Origin of the sequence: Gracilimonas sp. (genome assembly GCF_040218225.1) — a bacterium.
Taxonomy (GTDB): domain Bacteria; phylum Bacteroidota; class Rhodothermia; order Balneolales; family Balneolaceae; genus Gracilimonas.
In genome coordinates this window covers 24790-44083 of record NZ_JAVJQO010000004.1, presented here as the reverse complement: position 1 = coordinate 44083, position 19294 = coordinate 24790, and the positions used below count along the sequence as shown (strand labels likewise).

The 19294-nt window shown below is 42.9% G+C and carries 15 protein-coding genes; 8 read left to right on the top strand and 7 right to left on the bottom strand.

Translation table 11 applies throughout. The annotated features are described in order from the left end of the window. Nucleotides 1-15 precede the first annotated feature (15 nt). Entirely contained in the window at nucleotides 16-684 is a 669-nt protein-coding gene (locus tag RIB15_RS04160; RefSeq protein ID WP_350200891.1) for an alpha/beta hydrolase, read from the bottom strand. Between the two features lie 89 nt (nucleotides 685-773). Next, nucleotides 774-1721: a VOC family protein gene (locus RIB15_RS04155; RefSeq protein ID WP_350200890.1), complete on the bottom strand. Its 948-nt coding sequence runs from the start codon at nucleotides 1719-1721 to the stop codon at nucleotides 774-776. A 182-nt stretch (nucleotides 1722-1903) separates the two neighbouring features. Between RIB15_RS04155 and RIB15_RS04150 the strand changes: the two genes are divergently transcribed. The 3 genes from RIB15_RS04150 (at nucleotide 1904) to RIB15_RS04140 (ending at nucleotide 4222) form a co-directional block, all read left to right on the top strand. After that, the gene (locus RIB15_RS04150) at nucleotides 1904-2401 is read left to right on the top strand and encodes an MgtC/SapB family protein (protein WP_350200889.1); all 498 of its coding nucleotides are present in this window, start codon (nucleotides 1904-1906) and stop codon (nucleotides 2399-2401) included. A gap of 60 nt (nucleotides 2402-2461) precedes the next feature. After that, entirely contained in the window at nucleotides 2462-2911 is a 450-nt protein-coding gene (locus RIB15_RS04145; RefSeq protein WP_350200888.1) for a hypothetical protein, read from the top strand. 75 nt (nucleotides 2912-2986) lie between these two features. Then, on the top strand, nucleotides 2987-4222 hold the full coding sequence (locus RIB15_RS04140) for a M48 family metallopeptidase (protein ID WP_350200887.1): 1236 nt from the start codon (nucleotides 2987-2989) through the stop codon (nucleotides 4220-4222). Here the strand turns inward: RIB15_RS04140 and RIB15_RS04135 are convergent, their stop codons facing one another. Next, the gene (locus RIB15_RS04135; protein ID WP_350200886.1) at nucleotides 4223-5470 is read right to left on the bottom strand and encodes a sensor histidine kinase; all 1248 of its coding nucleotides are present in this window, start codon (nucleotides 5468-5470) and stop codon (nucleotides 4223-4225) included. Between the two features lie 319 nt (nucleotides 5471-5789). On the opposite strand from RIB15_RS04135, the gene RIB15_RS04130 reads away from it, so the two are divergent. After that, nucleotides 5790-6917, top strand: a complete 1128-nt coding sequence (locus RIB15_RS04130; protein WP_350200885.1) for a trans-sulfuration enzyme family protein — start codon at nucleotides 5790-5792, stop codon at nucleotides 6915-6917. A 250-nt stretch (nucleotides 6918-7167) separates the two neighbouring features. Continuing rightward, the gene (locus RIB15_RS04125; RefSeq protein ID WP_350200884.1) at nucleotides 7168-7668 is read left to right on the top strand and encodes a thioredoxin family protein; all 501 of its coding nucleotides are present in this window, start codon (nucleotides 7168-7170) and stop codon (nucleotides 7666-7668) included. A gap of 24 nt (nucleotides 7669-7692) precedes the next feature. Here the strand turns inward: RIB15_RS04125 and RIB15_RS04120 are convergent, their stop codons facing one another. From RIB15_RS04120 to RIB15_RS04110, 3 genes are read right to left on the bottom strand one after another with little or no spacing between them, the layout of a single operon-like run. Further along, nucleotides 7693-8355, bottom strand: a complete 663-nt coding sequence (locus RIB15_RS04120) for a T9SS type A sorting domain-containing protein (protein ID WP_350200883.1) — start codon at nucleotides 8353-8355, stop codon at nucleotides 7693-7695. A gap of 17 nt (nucleotides 8356-8372) precedes the next feature. Further along, complete coding sequence (locus RIB15_RS04115) at nucleotides 8373-10697, bottom strand: FIMAH domain-containing protein (protein WP_350200882.1); 2325 nt, start codon at nucleotides 10695-10697, stop codon at nucleotides 8373-8375. Beyond that, nucleotides 10661-13963 carry a DNRLRE domain-containing protein gene (locus RIB15_RS04110; RefSeq protein WP_350200881.1) on the bottom strand — a complete coding sequence of 1101 codons (3303 nt, stop codon included), beginning with the start codon at nucleotides 13961-13963 and terminating at the stop codon, nucleotides 10661-10663. The genes RIB15_RS04115 and RIB15_RS04110 overlap by 37 nt, the downstream gene beginning before the upstream one ends. Nucleotides 13964-14229: 266 nt before the next feature. Between RIB15_RS04110 and hutU the strand changes: the two genes are divergently transcribed. Genes hutU through RIB15_RS04095 form a run of 3 tightly spaced genes read left to right on the top strand, consistent with a single transcriptional unit; the run spans nucleotide 14230 to nucleotide 18080 of the window. Next, nucleotides 14230-15879: a urocanate hydratase gene (hutU, locus tag RIB15_RS04105; RefSeq protein ID WP_502881335.1), complete on the top strand. Its 1650-nt coding sequence runs from the start codon at nucleotides 14230-14232 to the stop codon at nucleotides 15877-15879. 3 nt (nucleotides 15880-15882) lie between these two features. Next, entirely contained in the window at nucleotides 15883-17112 is a 1230-nt protein-coding gene (gene hutI / locus RIB15_RS04100) for an imidazolonepropionase (protein ID WP_350200879.1), read from the top strand. Then, nucleotides 17094-18080 (top strand): formimidoylglutamase, encoded by a 987-nt coding sequence (locus RIB15_RS04095; RefSeq protein WP_350200878.1) that lies wholly within the window; start codon nucleotides 17094-17096, stop codon nucleotides 18078-18080. The genes hutI and RIB15_RS04095 overlap by 19 nt, the downstream gene beginning before the upstream one ends. Nucleotides 18081-18535: 455 nt before the next feature. Here the strand turns inward: RIB15_RS04095 and pyrH are convergent, their stop codons facing one another. Next, on the bottom strand, nucleotides 18536-19255 hold the full coding sequence (pyrH, locus tag RIB15_RS04090) for a UMP kinase (protein WP_350200877.1): 720 nt from the start codon (nucleotides 19253-19255) through the stop codon (nucleotides 18536-18538). Nucleotides 19256-19294 lie beyond the last annotated feature (39 nt).

Here is a 19294-nt window from a genome sequence, read left to right as displayed (position 1 = left end):
TTAATTTTTCATCTTTCATTTTGAATTTAATAAGGCATTAATATGCTTGATCTCATCTTCATTCACAAGGTGTCCCATGCCCGGGTAGAGCTTTTTCGTAACTCTTGCGCCTAATTTTTTCAACACTTCTTCCGTTTCATTGACGCGCTCTTTGGGAATATGTGGATCTACATCACTGCATCCCAAAAATGCAGGAGTTCCGTTTAAGTCTCCGGTGTATTGGTCGTAGTCGACAGAGTCACCAATAACGCCTCCACTAAGTGCAATGAGTCCGGCATATTTTGAAGGATGTCGGGCTATAAATTCTGAAGCCAGACATGCGCCCTGAGAGAAACCGAGCAGGTAAATATGCTCTTTAGATATACCTTCGGATTCCAGCTCTTCGATGATATCAAAGATTTTTTGGAGGCCTGAAGATAATCCCGGCTCATTTTGGTTAGTGGGCGCCATAAATGAATAAGGGTACCACGTATGTCCGTTTGCCTGAGGGGCACGGTAGGCTATTTTCTGATCAGTTTCGAAATGAGAAGCCAGTTCCAATATACTGGGGGCACTCGCGCCCCGGCCGTGAATCATAATCATGGCTGTATCGGCTTCAGAAGCAGGTACGCCAGCTGTGGCTATTTGTGTGGCCTGATGAGGCCCATCAAAATTGGTGTCATCTTTTACTCTGAATAAACTCATGGATGTGATTTGGTAGAATTAAACTTTGTTTCCTTTTAAAAACAGCAGCGGCACAAAATCTTATGCCCCTGCTTAAACATGTAATTGAATTAAGATGCCGATTGTTTGTGAACCTTAATTTCCGGCAGTATTTGTTCAATACGATCCCGCTTATTCTCCAGCCATGGAGGAAGAATCAGGTGTTCACCCAATTGTTCGAACTCTTCATCTACGGTATAACCCGGGTCATCAGATGCCATTTCAAAAAGCACTCCGGCTGGGATTCTGTAGTACACGGAATTGAACCAATGCCGGTCAATAATTTGAGTTGGGTGTAAACCACGTCCGCCTACTTCTTGTCGAAGCTGATCCAGTTCTTCTTTATTCTCTGCGCGAAATGCAATGTGATGTACAATGCCGCGTCCATTTTGACCATGAACAGGGGCATTTACAACTTCAATGATTACAGAATGACCTATTGGGGCATCAGTTTGATATAAATACTGATTTCCTTCCTGAGCCTTTTCCTCAAACTCAAATAACTCATAAATGAGTTTCTCAGTGTGCTCCCGCTCAGTCAGTTTCATGCGTGCTCCCCAAAAACCCTGGATGGTTTTGTCGAAAGGAACCACATAATCTACATTATCAACTTTGTCTTTGGCATCACCTTCAAACACCAAATCCAGTTCCAATCCATCCGGATCCTGGAATCGAAGAGCCGTTCTTCCGAATACATCTACCACATTATACTTAACATCATTTTCACTCAACCTAACTTCCCAGTAATCTCGTGTTCCTTCTGGAACCTGAAGTCCCACATTCACAACTTCTCCTGTTCCAGGCTTACCCTGTACAGCATTAGGCCAGGGGAAAAAAGTTAAGCTTGATCCCGGATTAGCTGATTGATTTCCATAAAACAGGTGATAGGTTCCCGGATCGTCTTGATTTACTGACTTCTTGACCAGCCTCATTCCAAGTATATGAGTATAAAACTCTGCATTTCGTTGAGCATCTCCTGCAAGCACCGTAATGTGATGTATTCCTTTGTGATGTTTCATTGTTCTGAAGTTTTAATTGTTTCGTTTGCTTATCTCAACCATAAGATACAATTAATCATTCAATAGTTTAACATTAAACTAATTTGTTATTCTCTATAGCTCCAATAGGCATTTTCCAGTATTAAGGAACAAATGCCGGGTTCAGTGTTTTATAACAATAGGAAACAAATCAGCAACCTTAAGTGATTAGAATTATGGATTTACTGGCACAATCGTATATATTGATGGACGTGAGTATCGCTTTGGTATTAGGAGGCATATTAGGACTGGAGCGGGAATGGAAGCAGAAGCCAGCAGGACTTAGAACGAACATGATTATTGCTGGTTCTGCAGCGTTATTGGTGTCGCTGGGGCGAGTAGTGGTTAATGATTTCAGCACACTTGCGGGGACCGAAAGTTTTGGGGTAGACCCGATACGAATGCTTCACGCTGTGATTGTTGGAGTAAGTTTCATAGGAGCTGGGACGATCCTCAAAAGTACGTCAAAAACCAGGGTTCGGTACCTTACAACGTCTGCCACTATCTTGATGGCGGCAGGTATCGGAATCAGCATTGCGCTTAAGCAATATATCTTGGGAGTTGGAGCCACCTTTATACTGGTAACCATTAATTTCTTATTCACAAAACTAAACAAAATGATTTACAAGGCTTCAGATTATGAAAGCCCGTATGCTGAGTAGACATATGAAATGGGTTACAGAAACGTTAATATTATTGAGTTCTAAAATTTGGAGACACCCATGAAAAAAATATTTGTTACACTGATTCTGCTTGTGCTAGGCGTTGTTCTTTATTCCTGTGAAAGTTCATTTTTTGGCAATGATGAAGCATCTAACGCAAAGGTGTCCAAAACTGATTTTGAGATAGGAGAACCGTTTAATCTTTCGTTTGGAGAAGCCCTTTCCAATACAGACAATTCTATTACCGTTGAGTTTAAAGGTGTAACTGATAGTCGTTGCCCAGCTGATGTGAACTGTGTTTGGGAAGGTAATGGAAAAGTAACGCTAGTGGTAAGTATAGATAATGTCGAATATGTGAGAGAACTAAATACCCATCCCGATGATCAAAACAGTGAAACAATAAACGGGATAACCTTTAACCTGATTGAATTAAATCCATATCCTGAATCGGCCGAAAAAGCGACCTCAAAAAAAGAGTACGTGGCTGTTTTAATCGCAGTGAAAGAATAGAGAGTTAGTCAACTCAGTAAAACATCAGTATCTTTAGCCAGACTATTTTTAGCCTGAACTCAAAAAGTATTATCTGTGAATATTTACGCTATTATTATACTGGCAACCATTGCTGTCGACTTTATTCTTGATATCACGTCCAACTATCTGAATCTTAAATCTCTGTCAAAAAAGCTGCCGGATGAATTTGAAGGAGTATATGATGAAGAGACGTATGCCAAGTCACAGCAATACACGAAAGTCAGAACAAAATTTGGGTTTCTTACTGGTGGTTTTGACCTGGCGCTGGTTTTAGGTTTTTGGTTTTCCGGTGGTTTCAACTGGCTGGATCAAATTGTACGGGCTTGGGGTTTTGGGGAGCTGATTACCGGGCTTATCTACATCGGGATTTTATTGATGGCCAAAACCATCCTGAATCTGCCTTTTAGTATTTATTCCACCTTTGTGATTGAAGAGCGATTCGGATTCAACAAAACGACTCCAAAAACATTCGTTCTGGATATGGTAAAAGGGCTGGGGCTTGGCCTGCTGATAGGAACACCCCTTCTGGCAGGTATCTTGTGGTTTTTTATGTATGCCGGAGACTTAGCCTGGCTATATGCCTGGGGAGCGGTAACAGCCTTTACATTGATTATGCAGTATGTGGCACCGACATGGATCATGCCGCTATTCAACAAATTCACTCTGCTTGAGGAGGGCGAGTTACGAACTGCCATCGAAGATTATACCGAGAAAGTAGATTTTCCGCTTCAGGGTTTATTTGTGATTGATGGTTCCCGGCGCTCGAGTAAATCCAATGCCTTTTTTACAGGCTTTGGAAAAAATAAAAGGGTTGCTCTCTACGATACGCTGATCGAAAATCACACCGTTCAGGAATTAGTGGCGGTGTTGGCTCATGAGATCGGTCATTACAAGAAAAAGCACATTATCAAAGGGATGATTACCAGCGTAGCCCAGACAGGAGTGCTGTTCTTTTTGCTTTCCGTATTTCTGAATGCACAGGGACTGTTTGATGCTTTTTATATGGAGCAAATGTCAGTATATGCTGGTCTGATTTTCTTTGGGATGCTGTACGCTCCTATTGATATGATATTATCTGTGTTTATGCAGATGATTTCGCGTAAGCATGAATTTGAAGCCGACGCATTCGCGGCAGTAACAACCGGTGAACCTGAGAGTATGGTTTCAACGCTAAAACAACTATCCAAAGACAACCTGAGTAACCTGACTCCTCATTCTTTCTATGTTTTTCTGAACTATTCGCACCCACCGGTGTTAGAGCGAATAAAAGCGCTCAGAAAAGGAAGCTGATCAGGAAAGGTGGTCATCTGATATATCTATAAGCTTGAAGGTTAAATTGAATAGAACCCCATTCTCTGATTCTCTGGATCTGTACTCATACTCGGCTTCTAGTTGTTGAGCCAGAGTTTGGATTAAAACCATGCCCAGGGAATCCTGATTTTGTTGCTCAGTATTTTCAGTAAATCCAACTCCATTATCCATAATTTTCAGCGTAATGTGCTGTCTGTTTTTATGGAGATTGATGGAAATCAATCCAGACTGTTTATCAGTGAATGCATGCTTGATTGAATTGGTCAACACTTCATTAACAATCAAACAACACGGCACGGCCTGATTTATATTTAGATTTATAGGCTCGATATTAAATTCAGGTTCAATTTTGGAATGATTATCCAGCGTTTCAAGAATGGTATGAACCAGATTTCTTAGCCCCGAGTCAAAGTCCATATTTGAAAAACTGTTGGATTGATAAAGCTGCTCGTGGATATTTGCCATCGACTTAATTCGAAGCGTACTGTCGAGTAGCTTTTTCTGAATACGATCATCCGTTTCTTTAAAAGACTGTATTTGCAACATCCCTGAAATCACCGCCAGATTATTTTTAACACGATGATGAATTTCAGCAAGCAATATATTCTTCTCTTTCAGGGAATTCTCCAGTTCATCCTGATGATTCAACAGATTTTGTTTTAAATCTTTTTGTACTTCTATGGTTTCCTGGAGTCCGCTGAAGAGTTTAGGCATAAAAACCACTGCAACAATACTCAGTAAAATGGAATTGACTGATATAGCCAGCCATGAAGCTACCTGATGACTTTCACGGAGAGGATAATCCACAAGCTGATTATGAATGAAGGCCGCTTGAATCAGGCAGATGAAAATATTGATGAAGATGGTAAGTACACCTGCTTTCGCGGGCAATATCAATAATGAAAATACAGTAGCTCCAAATAAGTAAGTAAGTCCGGCTCCAAGTTCTCCCATAAAGAAAATAAGTATGGTTGCAACCGAATAAATGAGCGTCATGAAAAGGTATTTTCGATGGGTGATTTTAAGTCCTCGAAACAAGGCGATAATGGTAATGACTAAACCAAAAGCGATATATGCAATGGTCAGAAACCAAATATTAAGTGAGTAAACCACGAAAGCGGAAGCAATGAGGACCGTCAATCCTAAAGGAAAAAGGTAAAAGATAATATTGGCAAATAATTTATTCCGCCAATAATCTAACCCATCAGAACGCGTAACGCTGCCCATGCAGTTTTTTCGCACCCTCAGTTTATAATTTTCCCAAAGCTTTGTCATTAAACCTTATTCAATAAAAAATGATGAAACCGACCAACAGTATATTTTTTTACCTCAGCCTGTTTAGTAGAAAGCAGATGACTATAGAAACAAAACCACAGGCCAAAATCAAACGAAAATAGTCAGTCTGCATTGATTTCTGATTTTGTTCATTTATCGGCGAATTAGCTGTATTCATTAGAAATTTTTGGAAACTTTACTTGTGATAACAAATCGGAGAGTGCCAGAGTTTTGTTTATTTTAAACTGAATCAGAAAAGTTTAGATCAGCAATGAAAAAGCATATTGAGACCATAGCCATTCATGGTAGTATGAAAAAGCAGAAGGGTGAAAATGAACCGATTGTCCCCGGAATTGAAATGTCTACCATTTACGAGCATCGGAAAACAGACCGACAGGAAGACGACTGGAAATACACCCGTCATTCGAACCCAAATCGTGCTCAGCTCGAGAATGTAATAAGGGATTTGGAAAGTGGTGATCATTGTGCGGCTTTTTCGTCCGGGATCGCAGCCATATCGTCGGTGTTTCAGTCAATGGAATCGGGAGCGCATGTGCTGGTTCCCGAGGATGTATATTTCGGCACCCGCAAGCTGATCTGGGAATTTGCCGAGCGCTGGAACCTCGAGGTAGATTTTATTGACATGACGGATTTGGAGATGGTTTCATCATCCCTGAAGAAAAACACAAAACTGGTTTGGATGGAAACGCCATCAAATCCCAGACTACTGATTACCGATGTAGTAGAGGTCAGCAAGAGGGCCAAAAAACACGGTGCGATTGCTGCTGTGGATAATACCTGGCCCACGCCTTTCAATATGCGACCGCTGGAACTTGGAGCAGATGTGGTCATTCATTCTACCACAAAATACCTGGGCGGACATAGCGATATTTTAGGAGGTGCGGTGGTTACAAAAGGAAATGAGAAACTATTTGAGCATATCAGAACCATACAAGTGGTGCAGGGAGCGGTTCCTTCTCCTCAGGATTGCTGGCTGCTGAGCCGTAGTATTCGTTCTTTTCCCTACCGGATGAGAGCACATAACGAAAATGCCCGGAAAATAGCCCGGTTTCTGAATGATCGCTCCAAAATAGAAGTGGTCTACTATCCCGGATTAGAATCTCACCCCGGACATGAAATAGCAAAATCCCAAATGGATGATTTTGGAGGGATGATTTCATTTTTGATTAAGGGAACGGCTGAAGATGCTATTAAAGTTGTTTCTAAAGCTGAAATGATTAAGGCGGCTACCAGTCTGGGGGGCATTGAAAGCATCTGGGAGCACCGAAAAAGCAGCGAGGGGGAAGAATCACCGACGCCGGATAACCTGATCCGGTTAAGTGTAGGGCTGGAACATCCGGATGATATTATTTCGGACCTGGAATTAGCCTTATCTTAGAAAAACAACAAGTGATTAAGATAAGGGTTCATCTCTGTGTTACTAGCCGGTCATTTCGCGGCGTACGCCCGAAATCAAGTTGTTTGGATAGGCATTGAACGCGAGTTACTGTCGACAATAAGATTCCCGTTTTCACGGGAATGACTCAATTTCTTTTTTTAATGAATTAAAATGTAATTTAATATTACACTTTCCGTAATAGAACTTCCGTTGGATTCATCAAAAGAGTGTACCATTTAAAACCATATTCATGATCAATAAGATTTTTTCTGTATTTCTGATTTATATCACGGCTATCTCTATGGCAAAGGCTCAGAACCGACCTGATATGTTTGACTGGAAGCCTCTTGAGGAAGCACTGGAACTGGCTGAGCAAAATGATAAAAAAGTGCTGGTGTATGCGAATGCTGTATGGTGCACCTATTGTAAGAAGATGGAAAAAGAAGTGTTTACGCAGGAATCCGTACAGGAAATCACCAACGAGCACTTCTATTCCGTGTGGATGGATATTGAGTCAGATGAAAAGCTGACGTTCCGCGATCAGGAGATGACCCAGATTCAGTTCAGCCGTGCGATGAGAATCACTGGAACACCTACCTTCATTTTCTTTGATTCAGAAGGTGAGATTATAGCCGGTCAGCCTGGGTTTATTCCGGAAGAAATGTATCTGCAGATCCTCGAATTTGTAGGTACTGATGCTTACCTAGATCAAAGCTTCAGCGAGTTTGCGGACATAGAAGCAGAGAATTAGAAGGGATGAGTCTTCCCTTAGGCTCTACTTTATAAGCAGCATTTTTTGTTCATCGATATAGGTTTTTCCGCTTTGTGCCGTTCCCTGGAAACGATATAAATACATACCGCTTGATTGAGCAGAAGCATCCCACCGGAAAGCATATTTCCCTGGCTCCTGATTTGTATTTATAAGTGTGGCTACCTGTTGTCCCAAAATATTATAGATAAGGATTTTCACTTCCATCGCTTCCGGCAGCTGATAAGAAATAGTGGTGGCAGGATTAAACGGGTTGGGATAATTATTGAATAACTCAAAGGTTGCCGGTGCTTCGCTTCTGAGGGAATATTCCCGGGTTCCAATTGCTTTGCCGTTCTCCAGGATATGAAATGTTAGTGGAGCCGTCTGCCCGACTTTTGCTTGTTCGCTGGCATCAAAGGTGAAAACGGCGGTATGAGTTTGTTGCGGAGAAAGACTGTTAATTGATAGTTCGGTTTGATTTATTTGGATCCAATCAGGAATCTCTGTAACCACCACTTTTAAATCCGAGCCGCTTTGCTCTCCGGAATTAACTACCTCCAATTCGATGGTATTTCCTTTACTGCCAAACGGAATATCATATACCTGTGCCAAGGCTGGTGAGGTACTCAAAAATCCCAGGTACAAAATACATGCTAGTGCCGAAACAATGGATTTAAAATAATTCATGACAGGCTCCTGATTCATTAATTTCCGGAAACATTATATCCCTGAGGGTTGCAGGTCGTAGCAGGAATTACCAAGACTGAACCATCAGCGACTGCAAAATCCTGGGTGAGGCTACTGAGGTTTGGGGCAACCACATACAAAGGCTGACCAGCAGCATTAATAGACGCCCCCGAGTTGTAATTGATCATATTTTGCGAGACAAAAAGGTTTTCTCCTTCAGAAGTTACCGTTCCGTTGAGCATAGCACTTCCCACCGAAAGCATGGCTTTACCGCCAGCCAACATAATTTCTCCGCTGGAGTTAAGTGTTAATTGCCCGCCGGAAATAACGGAGGAGCCGGCCGAATTATCAAGCAAACCATTGATCATAAATGAACCGGCCTGCATGTGGCATTCATTCTGGAAACTACCGCTGTTGAGAGTAAACCGGCCTTCCACGGTAAGCGAACCTGTATTAGCATTACCGGAAGTATTAATATTCAGGTCGTTGCCAACTTCAAGTTGTCCATGGTTTGTTATCAAACCGTTGTTTTGGTTCAGTCCACCATTCACCATCATGCCTCCATGATTGGTCAGGGAGCCGTTATTGACGGTAGCCTGATTTGAAAACACCGTTGTTCCCCAGTTGGTTAATCCATCTTCGGCGTAATTATTATTCCAGTTGCCGACCGTCACATCCCCGGATTCGCTCACATTAATTTGTCCGGGCTGATTGCCATAAATATTTTGAAGGCTCGCAGTGCTGCATACGTTTAATGTACCGCCGGATTCAAAGAACACGGAGCCAGAAAAAGAAGTATTCAGGCATTTTGTTTCTCCATTCCGGATAGTAATGGTGCCTGAAGACTGAGTTACGGGGTTATTGCACCCGCAGGTAATCCCGGAGGCCGGACCGGGCTCCGGAAGACGGGCCGCCAGGTACTGGGCATTATAATACAACAGGGCATATCCCTCGCTGGTGAGGCTGGCGTCTTTTTCGGCTTCCACCAGATCAATGAACTCTTTTAAAGCATTGGCGGCTTGTACGGTGTCCTGAGCAGAAAGAAAATCCCCGACATCGTTCACCTGCTGCTCCAGTTGGCCGCACACGGTAGAGTCAGTGGCCCAGCCAAGTTCGGAGCAGGAGCGACCTAAGAAATTGTACAGGGAATCGGTTAACTGATTATTATTGAACCCGGTCAAGTCAGGCCCGGGCGCCAGAGTAATGCCTTTATGGCTGTTGGTGCGAATGTCTATCAAATATTTTTCAACCGAGAAGGCAATATTATAATCTGGTAACTTATGCTCAGAACGGATATAAGAATTGTAGACTCTTGGTGGAGTGTTGGAATAAAGTTCAAATTCGGATAAAGAATCTCCCGGACTAATCATAAATTTTGTATTATCACCGTCATATTTCCAATTAAAGGGGTATTTTGATAACCCTACTCCATTGAACCTCCACCCCATAGGTGGATTGCCGACCTTTTCGGGTTTTCCGTGATCAATGAATAATTCCGTAATTCTTCTTTTACTTGATGGACTACTTATAATGGTGTATTGATAGGTAAATCCTGTATCAGTTTTAGCGATCTGGGCTTCAACTTCTCCCTCAGCCATATCCGCAGGATAGAAACCTTCTGAGGGTGGAGAAGGTGTGGTTGACCAGTTCCCATATGCACTCCCATTCCAGCTCCAGTAGCTCCTTTGGTCGGGATCATCTCTGTCAAGTCCCCTAATTTCCATAATGCCGTCTCCATTTAAATCCAAAACCCCAAATGAATCGGCCTCATACGTTTCAATGGTATTTTGAGCCCCCCCCTGGGTGTTTTCAATATGGCTAATGAGTTCAGCCTGAATCCCATTCCATGAATAGATATACATGAATCCCCTAAAATTGTCCCTACCAAATAAGGCGCAGTTGACCATAATATCAACTTGACCATCGAGGTTTAGATCCATACTGCCATATACTTTGATATCGCTGCATTGTAGCGCTTCGGGTGTATGCCACTCCACAGCTCCATTTTTAAATAGCCCAAAAACCCAATTAGTTGTTTCATTTCGGGCAGCAAATAATACGTAGTCCGATAACGTACCATAGGGAACGTCCAGCGGATAGGTGCTTACTCTTGTTGACCCAACGAATTCATTGACTTCGTACACCTGTTCCAACGTATATGCCCGGTTCAGGCTTTGCTCTAACTGGGTTTCGATTGGGTCTTTAAATTGGTTGAAATAGTCAGACTGAGCCCATATTACTGTGGAAAAAACAACGGTAAATAGAAAGGTGAAGCTTAGAATTTTTACATAGTTCATGATCATTTTCATTTGCTTGGTAGATAATTTAGTGCCTTTAGCCATACCTCTTTTCCATAATGCCATGTTTCTGCATCAGCCCCGGATTTTCCATTGTAGGCATTAGCAGCTCTTTTTAAAGATTCTTCGAATCCATTTGGCCAGTTGGATGCTACCGAAAACCTTACGTTATTAGTGGAAAAAGTAGTCGGATTAAACTTATTTCGGATATAAAAACGTATTGAATAATCTAAAGCCAGATCAACATCATCATTCAAATATTCCGGGTAATTGCTATCGTTTACGGGAAATCCACCATCATAATAGGCGTATAGATAGATCAACTGCATAGGACCATAGGAGGCTATTATTCTGGTTTGTTTAGCAATATTTGAGAGCCCTCCTCTGTAGGTATTTTGCAGCCACTCACTCAATAAATCTTGAGCTAAATTCTCAACCTCTTCAGAACTAGGATTGCCAATCAACGTTAATTGGTCATAAGCTTGAATTCTAAAACTTTCTAATTGAATGATTACCTGATCTCTTCTATTTATCTCGGTTTCTCTATTCTGGTTAAACAAATCATACATTGTTCCATTATACCCTGGATAACGACCATTATTACCTTGTTGTTCGTTAACTATATGATTTAATGGAATCGCAGGATCTCCTTCATCATTCTCATCAGTTATCCAATACTGGTTATCTTGCATACTACTTGAAACTACTGAGTCAGATTCAGCATAGCGACCAGATCTCCATGCGTTGTACTTTAAATCTGTACCTGGCTCATATCTATAAGAAGCAAGCCGGGATGATTCTTGTGAGATAATACCCTTTAGAAACTGTGGCGGCATTCCGGTTCTACCACCGTAGGCTATAGATAGGCTGTCAAGGTTATACTCACTTTCAAGAGCATCGGTATAAATGCGCTGATTGTCATTTTCACCCAACTTATCTGGCTTCACCACCGTAATTTTCAACTTCCCGATACGACTTCCGGAAGAGGCCTTCAATTTCACTTTGTAATCCTTCCCGTCTTCCCAATACCGGCCTATGACACGTACTATTCCATCGGGCAAATCCTGTACGGTTATAGAGCCGTTGTTGTCAATCAAAGCCCGTTTCCGTTCCCAATATACTCCCGACTTTCCACCGGAAATCACTTCAATGAGATCGTCACTGGAAAAAGCATCGGCTAAACCACCGGAAGGCAGGGTTACGGGGTCTTCGGATTGTGCATCTATTTCTAATTCTTTGATCAGCAGCTTGGTGTTATCCTCAGGATCTTCCGCGGTATAAAAGTATTTTGATTCTCCGAGCATGATCTCCAAAGATTCCGAACGTATGGTTATTTGAGCAGTATCAATGAGTGTTTGTCCATTAAAATCTGTAGTAACAATTACAGGAATTGTGGTATCAGGAGAGGTGGGGCTTGCGATGAAGCTAAATCCCTGAAAGGTTTCCTGAAATACATCAGCTGTATCTGTTTCATCAGGAGTCAACAAGGTTCCAAACTGCTGATGGGCTTCGTCAATACCTGTAGAAAACATCTGGTCGGATGGAAAGTTAAGGGTGTCACCATTTCCATCGATATAGTTCAAAGCAATGAGCGTGGTATCAGCAGGGGCTATAGTTTCTGGCTGACCCTTTACAACTAATTCGGAACTACTCCCAATCGTAAACTCAAAGCAATTTACAAACACCCCATTTCTGGAAACATACGCTTCCGTTAGCCCGCAGTATGGATCGGATGCAATATTGCTTACGGCTTTACCCGGGAAAATTTCTTGTACTGCATCTTTAACTTCTGAAGTGCTATAGTCACCCGGTTTGCCTTTTCCAAGGGTGAATCCCTTTTTGAATTCTCCCATTACCCGCAGCTTGAATTTTTTTCCTTGTGTTTCCGGGCGGTTAAGGACCAGAATATCTGCTCCGGCGTCGTCATAAAGGGCTTCGCCTCCATCCGGATCGCCATCCAAAAGTGCTACGAACCTTTCCTGAGATGAATTGGATAACGCCACTGATGGTACATCATAGAGCTCCATTCGGTAAGAAAAGTCGAACAGGAATTCGGGAATGGGAGAACTCCCGTTATCAAATTTAATTCTCGGTTCTATATAAACATCCTGGTAATAGATGTATTGAGTAGTGTCTATGTCGAGATCGGTTAATTCCAGGTCTCTGTTCAATACAAACTCAAAGTAGGGAGCCTGTGTAGTATCTTCTTCTATGAAGGGGTAAAAACTTAAACCATTGTCTGTTTGGCAATTTGTCCTTTCCCCAAAAGAAACTATTTCTTCAGCATCAGCAGGATTTGTTGTAAAAACATGATTCAAAGCGACGTCATAATCCAAATAGTCTAGGCTTAGAGTGTCTCCGGCTTCTACATAGCCAAGGGATAATACAGGCGAACTCTGGGTGCTGGCATTGTTGGTAAGATTAAGGGTAATCGTTGACTGCGAAGTAGCCTCAAACAGGTTGTCTTTGCTAACAAAATAATGACTGCTATCTGAGGATATTCTTATCCCATGATCATCTGTGTTACCATTTATCCAGTCATTTACTAATGAAGTAATACCCTTTGAGTAGTCATACCCTACTCCATCAACTTCTAGAATGTCATCGGGTGTTAAGGTAGTTGTAGCAGGCAGGTAGGTTGCTGGTCTTGTTGCATAACTAAGACTTTCTTCATCCCAATAACCATTTACTTTATAGATTCTGAAATTTCCATTAGTCTTTGTTCCGCTTATCTCAGCTATAATTGAAAAAATTGCTTCTTCAAGTTCAGCATTAGTTTCAAGTTGTCCAATACCATACTTGATATAAGTGGATGTGTTAGCAGAGTCGGGATGATCGGAAGGGTTGTAGTGTCCGGTTGCAACTAATCGTTGGTCATCCCCAAAGTTTTGGGTGTTGGGCGTTTGGCCAGGCTCACTGTGTACTATAAATGTATCATCGGTTGGTGATACCCCATAACTCAGATTTGGACTAAAATACATTTGGGTTTCAGAACATGAGATGTCAGCATTTTCCTTTATAATAATTGGGTCTCCGAGTATATCGGCTATTTTTATAGAATCCTGAGTATTGAAATTTGGTCCATTAATGGAATAGGTGAGTACAAGGTCGTCAGCATTTTCTATCCCGTAACTTGTTGCCTCTTTAAAGTAGAATTTCAATTCGCCGGACTTTACCACTACATACTTTCCATAGTCAACGCGTCGTAAAACAGGATAATAAAATGAATTTGGCCCTGATACAGCAGATTCAGTACCAGGAGCTAGAGTTTGTTGACCGACGGGCTTTATCTCGACTTTATCTTTTATCACAACTTGGGCCTTGGATTGTTGTATAGAGAATGAAAGAAATATCATCAACCCCAAAAGAAAGAATTTTGATAAAAGTCGTGTCATAAAAGCCCGAATTTATTAGAGTACCCACCTAAAGAGAGTTAAAACAAACCCATTCGTTACAAATTTTAATAAGAAATTGTTTTCAAAGTGTTTTTGAAATCGTGTTTCTGAATATGAGTCTTCCCTCAAAATCCTGTACATTCCTGCCGTGGAGTTGATTATAGGAATAAAACCAGATGGAGATGGGAAGAACAATTAAAGCACCAACGGGAACCAATCTGAACTGTAAAAGCTGGCTGACGGAAGCTCCTTTCCGTATGATTCAGAATAACCTGGATCCCGATGTAGCTGAAAAGCCGGAAGAATTAGTTGTATATGGCGGCATTGGCCGCGCTGCCCGAAATTGGGAAAGCTTCGATAAAATACTGGAATCCCTGAAGTCCATGAGTGATGAGGAAACCCTGCTGGTTCAGTCTGGCAAGCCAGTCGGGATATTTCAAACGCATAAGGACGCACCCCGGGTCTTGATTGCTAATTCCAACTTGGTTCCCAAATGGGCGAACTGGGATCATTTCAACGAGCTTGATAAAAAAGGCCTGATGATGTACGGACAGATGACGGCCGGTTCATGGATTTATATCGGAAGTCAGGGTATTGTTCAGGGAACTTATGAGACCTTTGTGGCAATGGGTAAAAAGCATTTTGGTGGGGATTTATCTTGTAAATGGGTTCTTACGGGTGGACTCGGGGGAATGGGTGGTGCTCAGCCGCTGGCAGCCAAGATGGCTGGTGCCAGTATGCTTGCGGTAGAATGCCGGGAAGACCGGATTGATATGCGCATCCGAACCGGGTACGTAGACAGAAAAGCAACTTCACTGGAAGAGGCACTTGAAATCATAAACCAGTCAGTGGAAGAGAAAAAGCCAGTTACCGTTGGCCTTCACGGAAATGCGGCAGACATTTATCCTAAACTATTGGATCGAAAAATTATGCCGGATGCGGTAACGGATCAAACGAGCGCGCACGATCCGCTGAATGGATATTTACCACTGGGTATGAGTGTTACCGAATGGGAAAGCAAGCAAAAGTCGAACCCAAAAGAAGTGGAGCAACGAGCGAAAGAGTCCATTGCGGTTCAGGTGCAGGCTATGTTAGGTTTTCAGGAAAAGGGCATCCCCGTTTTTGATTATGGAAATAACATCCGGCAGGAAGCTTATGATCAGGGTGTGGAAAATGCCTTTAATATTCCGGGATTTGTACCGGAGTACATTCGTCCACTTTTCTGTAAGGGTATTGGTCCGTTTCGATGGGTGGCTCTTTCGGGCGACCCGGAAGATATCTACAAGACCGATCAGAAAGTAAAAGAGATTATACCTGACGATCCCCACCTGCACAACTGGCTGGATATGGCCAAAGATCAGATTCACTTTCAGGGATTGCCTTCCCGCATTTGCTGGGTAGGATTGGGTCAGCGCCATAAACTTGGACTGGCATTCAACGAAATGGTGAAGAATGGAGAACTGAAAGCACCGGTGGTTATTGGTCGGGATCATCTGGATTCGGGATCGGTAGCCAGTCCAAACCGGGAGACCGAAGGTATGAAAGATGGCTCGGATGCGGTATCTGATTGGCCGTTACTAAATGCCCTGCTGAATACGTCTTCCGGTGCAACCTGGGTTTCCTTTCATCATGGCGGAGGTGTGGGAATGGGATTCTCTCAACATGCCGGACTGGTAATTGTAGCCGATGGAACCGACGATGCAGCAGCAAGGCTGAATCGTGTGCTATGGAATGATCCGGCGAGTGGCGTTATGCGTCATGCCGATGCCGGTTATGAAATCGCCATCGATTGCGCGAAAGAACATCAACTAAAATTGCCATTCCTGGATTAATTTATGCCTGATCTTCTGATTCAAAACATATCTCAAATTGCTACGCCTAAGCCAGGGGTCACCCGCGGGCCGGAATTACGCAGTCTGAATGTAATCGAAAATGCTTCCGTGTTTATTTCGGGGGGAGTGATTAAAGCGGTTGGCCCACTTTCAGAGGTTCTTGAACAGGTCGAAGGTCATCCCACAATTTTGGATGCTGAAGGTAAGGCTGCGGTTCCCGGCTTTGTTGATTCTCATTCCCATTTGGTATTTGGCGGGAATCGTGCCGATGAATTTGCAATGCGATCAGCCGGTATGAGTTATGAAGAAATTGCAGAACAGGGTGGGGGAATTGTTTCAACAGTTGAGGCTACTCAATTAGCCACCAAAGAAGAGCTAAAGAACATAGCCCGTATTCGGTTGCAAAAAGCATTGAAGCAGGGAATCACCACCATGGAAATTAAAAGTGGATATGGGCTGAATCTTGATAACGAAAGAAAAATGCTGGAAGTCATCAACGAGCTGAAAGAAGAACAGCCCATTGAACTAACGGCTACTTTTTTAGGAGCTCATGCGGTTCCTAAAAACTCTACTAAGGAAAAGTATCTGGAAGATGTATTAGCTATGATTCCGGAAATCGCTGAGCTGGCAGATTACTGTGATGTATTTTGTGAAGACGGATATTTTACGGCTGAAGAATCCCGAAAAGTATTAGAAAAGGGAATCGAACATGGTCTCAAACCTAAAATTCACACCAATCAATTCAATGATATTGGCGGTGTGAAGATGGCGCTGGAGTTGGATGCTGTTTCGGTTGATCACCTGGAAGTGTTGAGTGAAGACGATGTGGAGTTGATTGCAAGATCAAATACGGTTGCTACGGTGTTGCCCGGTGTTTCCTACTTTCTGAATATTTCTTATTCGCCGGCGCGTAAACTGATTGACAAAGGGGCGTTGGTCGCTTTGGCTACAGACTTCAATCCCGGTTCATCCATGACTATATCTATGCAGTTATTGATGAGTATGGCTTGTACAAAAATGGGCATGTCGGTGGAAGAAGCACTGAGCTGTGCTACCCAAAACAGCGCAAAAGCTATAGAAAAGAATAAACTGGGCTGTATCGCTCCGGGTTTCCAGGCTGACATCCTGTTACTGGACACGGACAATTATAAAGATCTGGCTTATTTTTTCGGGGAGAATCATGTGCACACCGTCATCAAAAAAGGAGAAAAGGTATGGGAATCGAGAGGCTGAAAGATATTCTGAAGCCCGTTCCTGAAGGGTATAAGTCTGTGCATTCGCATGACAAGAATGATCACTGGCTGGTGCAGGAAATAGGGTTTGAAGAAAAGGAATACTTCGATTCGACTCATGTGTTGATTGGCTGTCCCCAGCATGAAGGTGTCCTTCGAAATAACGGAAGGACCGGAGCAGCAGAAGCCCCTAATAAAATCCGGGAGCAGCTGTATAAACTACAGGTAGAAAAGAAGTCAACCATAAAACTATTTGATGCCGGTAATGTGAGTACCGATCTGTTCGATTCTTCAGAAGTCACAGATTTTCCAAACCTCAATCAAAATCCGGATGCATTGGAAGAAATTCATAACAGGTTAAGCACGGCAGTTTCGAAGTTTTTGAGGGATGGAAAGAAAGTAATTGTGCTGGGCGGCGGAAATGACATTTCCTATGCGGACGTAAGAGCATTGGCTGAAACAGAGCGTGAAATTTCTGCCATTAATATTGATGCCCATCTGGATATGCGTATGGCCGATGAAATGACCAGCGGTACTCCTTATCGGAAATTGATTGAAGATCATTACCTGAGTCCGCATCGTTTTTATGAGTTTGGCATCCGGCCGGAATCAAACGGAGCTTTTTACCTGGAAAATGCAAAAGAATTGGGGGTGAATGTTCACTATTTGAAGAAAGTGTTGAAAGAGGGAGTGAGTCCTGCTTTTCAGCATATTCTGGGGCAAATTGGGAATCGCCCTTTTTTCCTTGGCTTAGACATGGATTCCATTCAGGCTTCAGATGCTCCGGGAGTGAGCGCATCTTCACCGGTGGGCTTTTCTGGCAGAGAAGTGATGAGATGTGTTCAGCAGGCCCGCCGAAAAGAGAACCTGAGGGTGTTTGAAATCACGGAGGTCAACCCCAAGTATGATATCGATAACCGCACGGTTAACTTAGCTGCGCAAATAGTTTTTCGATTCCTTTTTGGTTGAAGTCATCCTGAGGGTACTCCCGAAGGATCTTCAAGAGTAAGAGAGCTAAGTACACTTGTGAAGATTCTTCACTCCGTTCAGAATGATATTGGCGGGGTTGTGAGAGAAAAGCAGAGTCCGAGTCTTCCCGAGCCGAAGATTGTTGAAGTAGGGCTGGGGTGGTAATAGCGAAGGATCTTTGCCACAAAATGCTTGGCAAATAATTCCTCACTGCTCTGTTTTGAATAACAATCATGGCTATCCAAAAATCAAGCCAATCAAGGTTCCTTAGTTTTGAACCTTGATTTAAGGGATTGAAAGATTACCTTGATTAAGTCATAGTATTCAGAATGACTAGGGCAAGATTGAACTACTGAAACAGAACACGGATATCACAGATACTGCGAATCTTCACTGATAAGTGTTTAAAACAGCGAACACCCGCAGAATCCACATCATCCGCGTTCCATAAAAAATTACTCCCAGACGACGGTTGTTCCCTCATCTTTACCGTCCACCACAATCTTCTTCAGGTTGCCTTCTTTATTCATGTTGAAGACAATGATCGGGGTTTTGTTCTCGCGGCAGAGGGTGAAAGCGGTTAAGTCCATCACGGATAAGCGCCGCTTTAAGACTTCATCGCCGGTTATAGTATCGAATTTCTTGGCGTCTTTATTTTTCTCTGGATCCGAATCATAGATACCATCAACACGGGTTCCTTTCAGAATCACGTCACTTTCAATTTCAATAGCGCGAAGTGAACCGGCTGTATCGGTGGTGAAATATGGATTTCCGGTTCCGGCTCCAAAAATAACCACGCGTCCTTTTTCGAGGTGACGGATAGCGCGGCGGCGGATATAGGGCTCTGCAATAGCTTCCATCCGGATAGCACTCATCAGCCGGGTTTGTACATCAATTTGTTCCAGGGCATCCTGCAGGGCCATACTGTTTATCATGGTGGCGAGCATTCCCATATAATCGCCCTGAACGCGATCCATGCCCTGGGTGGCTCCCTTCACCCCGCGGAAGATGTTCCCACCGCCAATCACGATAGAAACCTGAACACCGGCTTCCTGTATAGATTTAATTTCTTTTGCGTAACTACTTAGAATATCGGCATCGATGCCATGCCCTTGCTCACCTAAAAGTGCCTCGCCGCTGAGCTTGAGAAGCACTCTGTTGTATTTATTTCCCACGATTTCCTCGATTAGTAATTATAAGACAAAAAAAAGGCT

Coding starts and splice junctions, on each gene's coding strand:
- RIB15_RS04095 (WP_350200878.1), top strand. CDS start 17,094: ATGGGAATCGAGAGGCTGAAAGATATTCTGAAGCCCGTTCCTGAAGGG.
- hutU (WP_502881335.1), top strand. CDS start 14,230: ATGGGAAGAACAATTAAAGCACCAACGGGAACCAATCTGAACTGTAAA.
- RIB15_RS04160 (WP_350200891.1), bottom strand. CDS start 684: ATGAGTTTATTCAGAGTAAAAGATGACACCAATTTTGATGGGCCTCAT.
- RIB15_RS04155 (WP_350200890.1), bottom strand. CDS start 1,721: ATGAAACATCACAAAGGAATACATCACATTACGGTGCTTGCAGGAGAT.
- RIB15_RS04120 (WP_350200883.1), bottom strand. CDS start 8,355: ATGAATTATTTTAAATCCATTGTTTCGGCACTAGCATGTATTTTGTAC.
- RIB15_RS04125 (WP_350200884.1), top strand. CDS start 7,168: ATGATCAATAAGATTTTTTCTGTATTTCTGATTTATATCACGGCTATC.
- RIB15_RS04145 (WP_350200888.1), top strand. CDS start 2,462: ATGAAAAAAATATTTGTTACACTGATTCTGCTTGTGCTAGGCGTTGTT.
- RIB15_RS04130 (WP_350200885.1), top strand. CDS start 5,790: ATGAAAAAGCATATTGAGACCATAGCCATTCATGGTAGTATGAAAAAG.
- RIB15_RS04135 (WP_350200886.1), bottom strand. CDS start 5,470: ATGGGCAGCGTTACGCGTTCTGATGGGTTAGATTATTGGCGGAATAAA.
- RIB15_RS04115 (WP_350200882.1), bottom strand. CDS start 10,697: ATGGCTAAAGGCACTAAATTATCTACCAAGCAAATGAAAATGATCATG.
- hutI (WP_350200879.1), top strand. CDS start 15,883: ATGCCTGATCTTCTGATTCAAAACATATCTCAAATTGCTACGCCTAAG.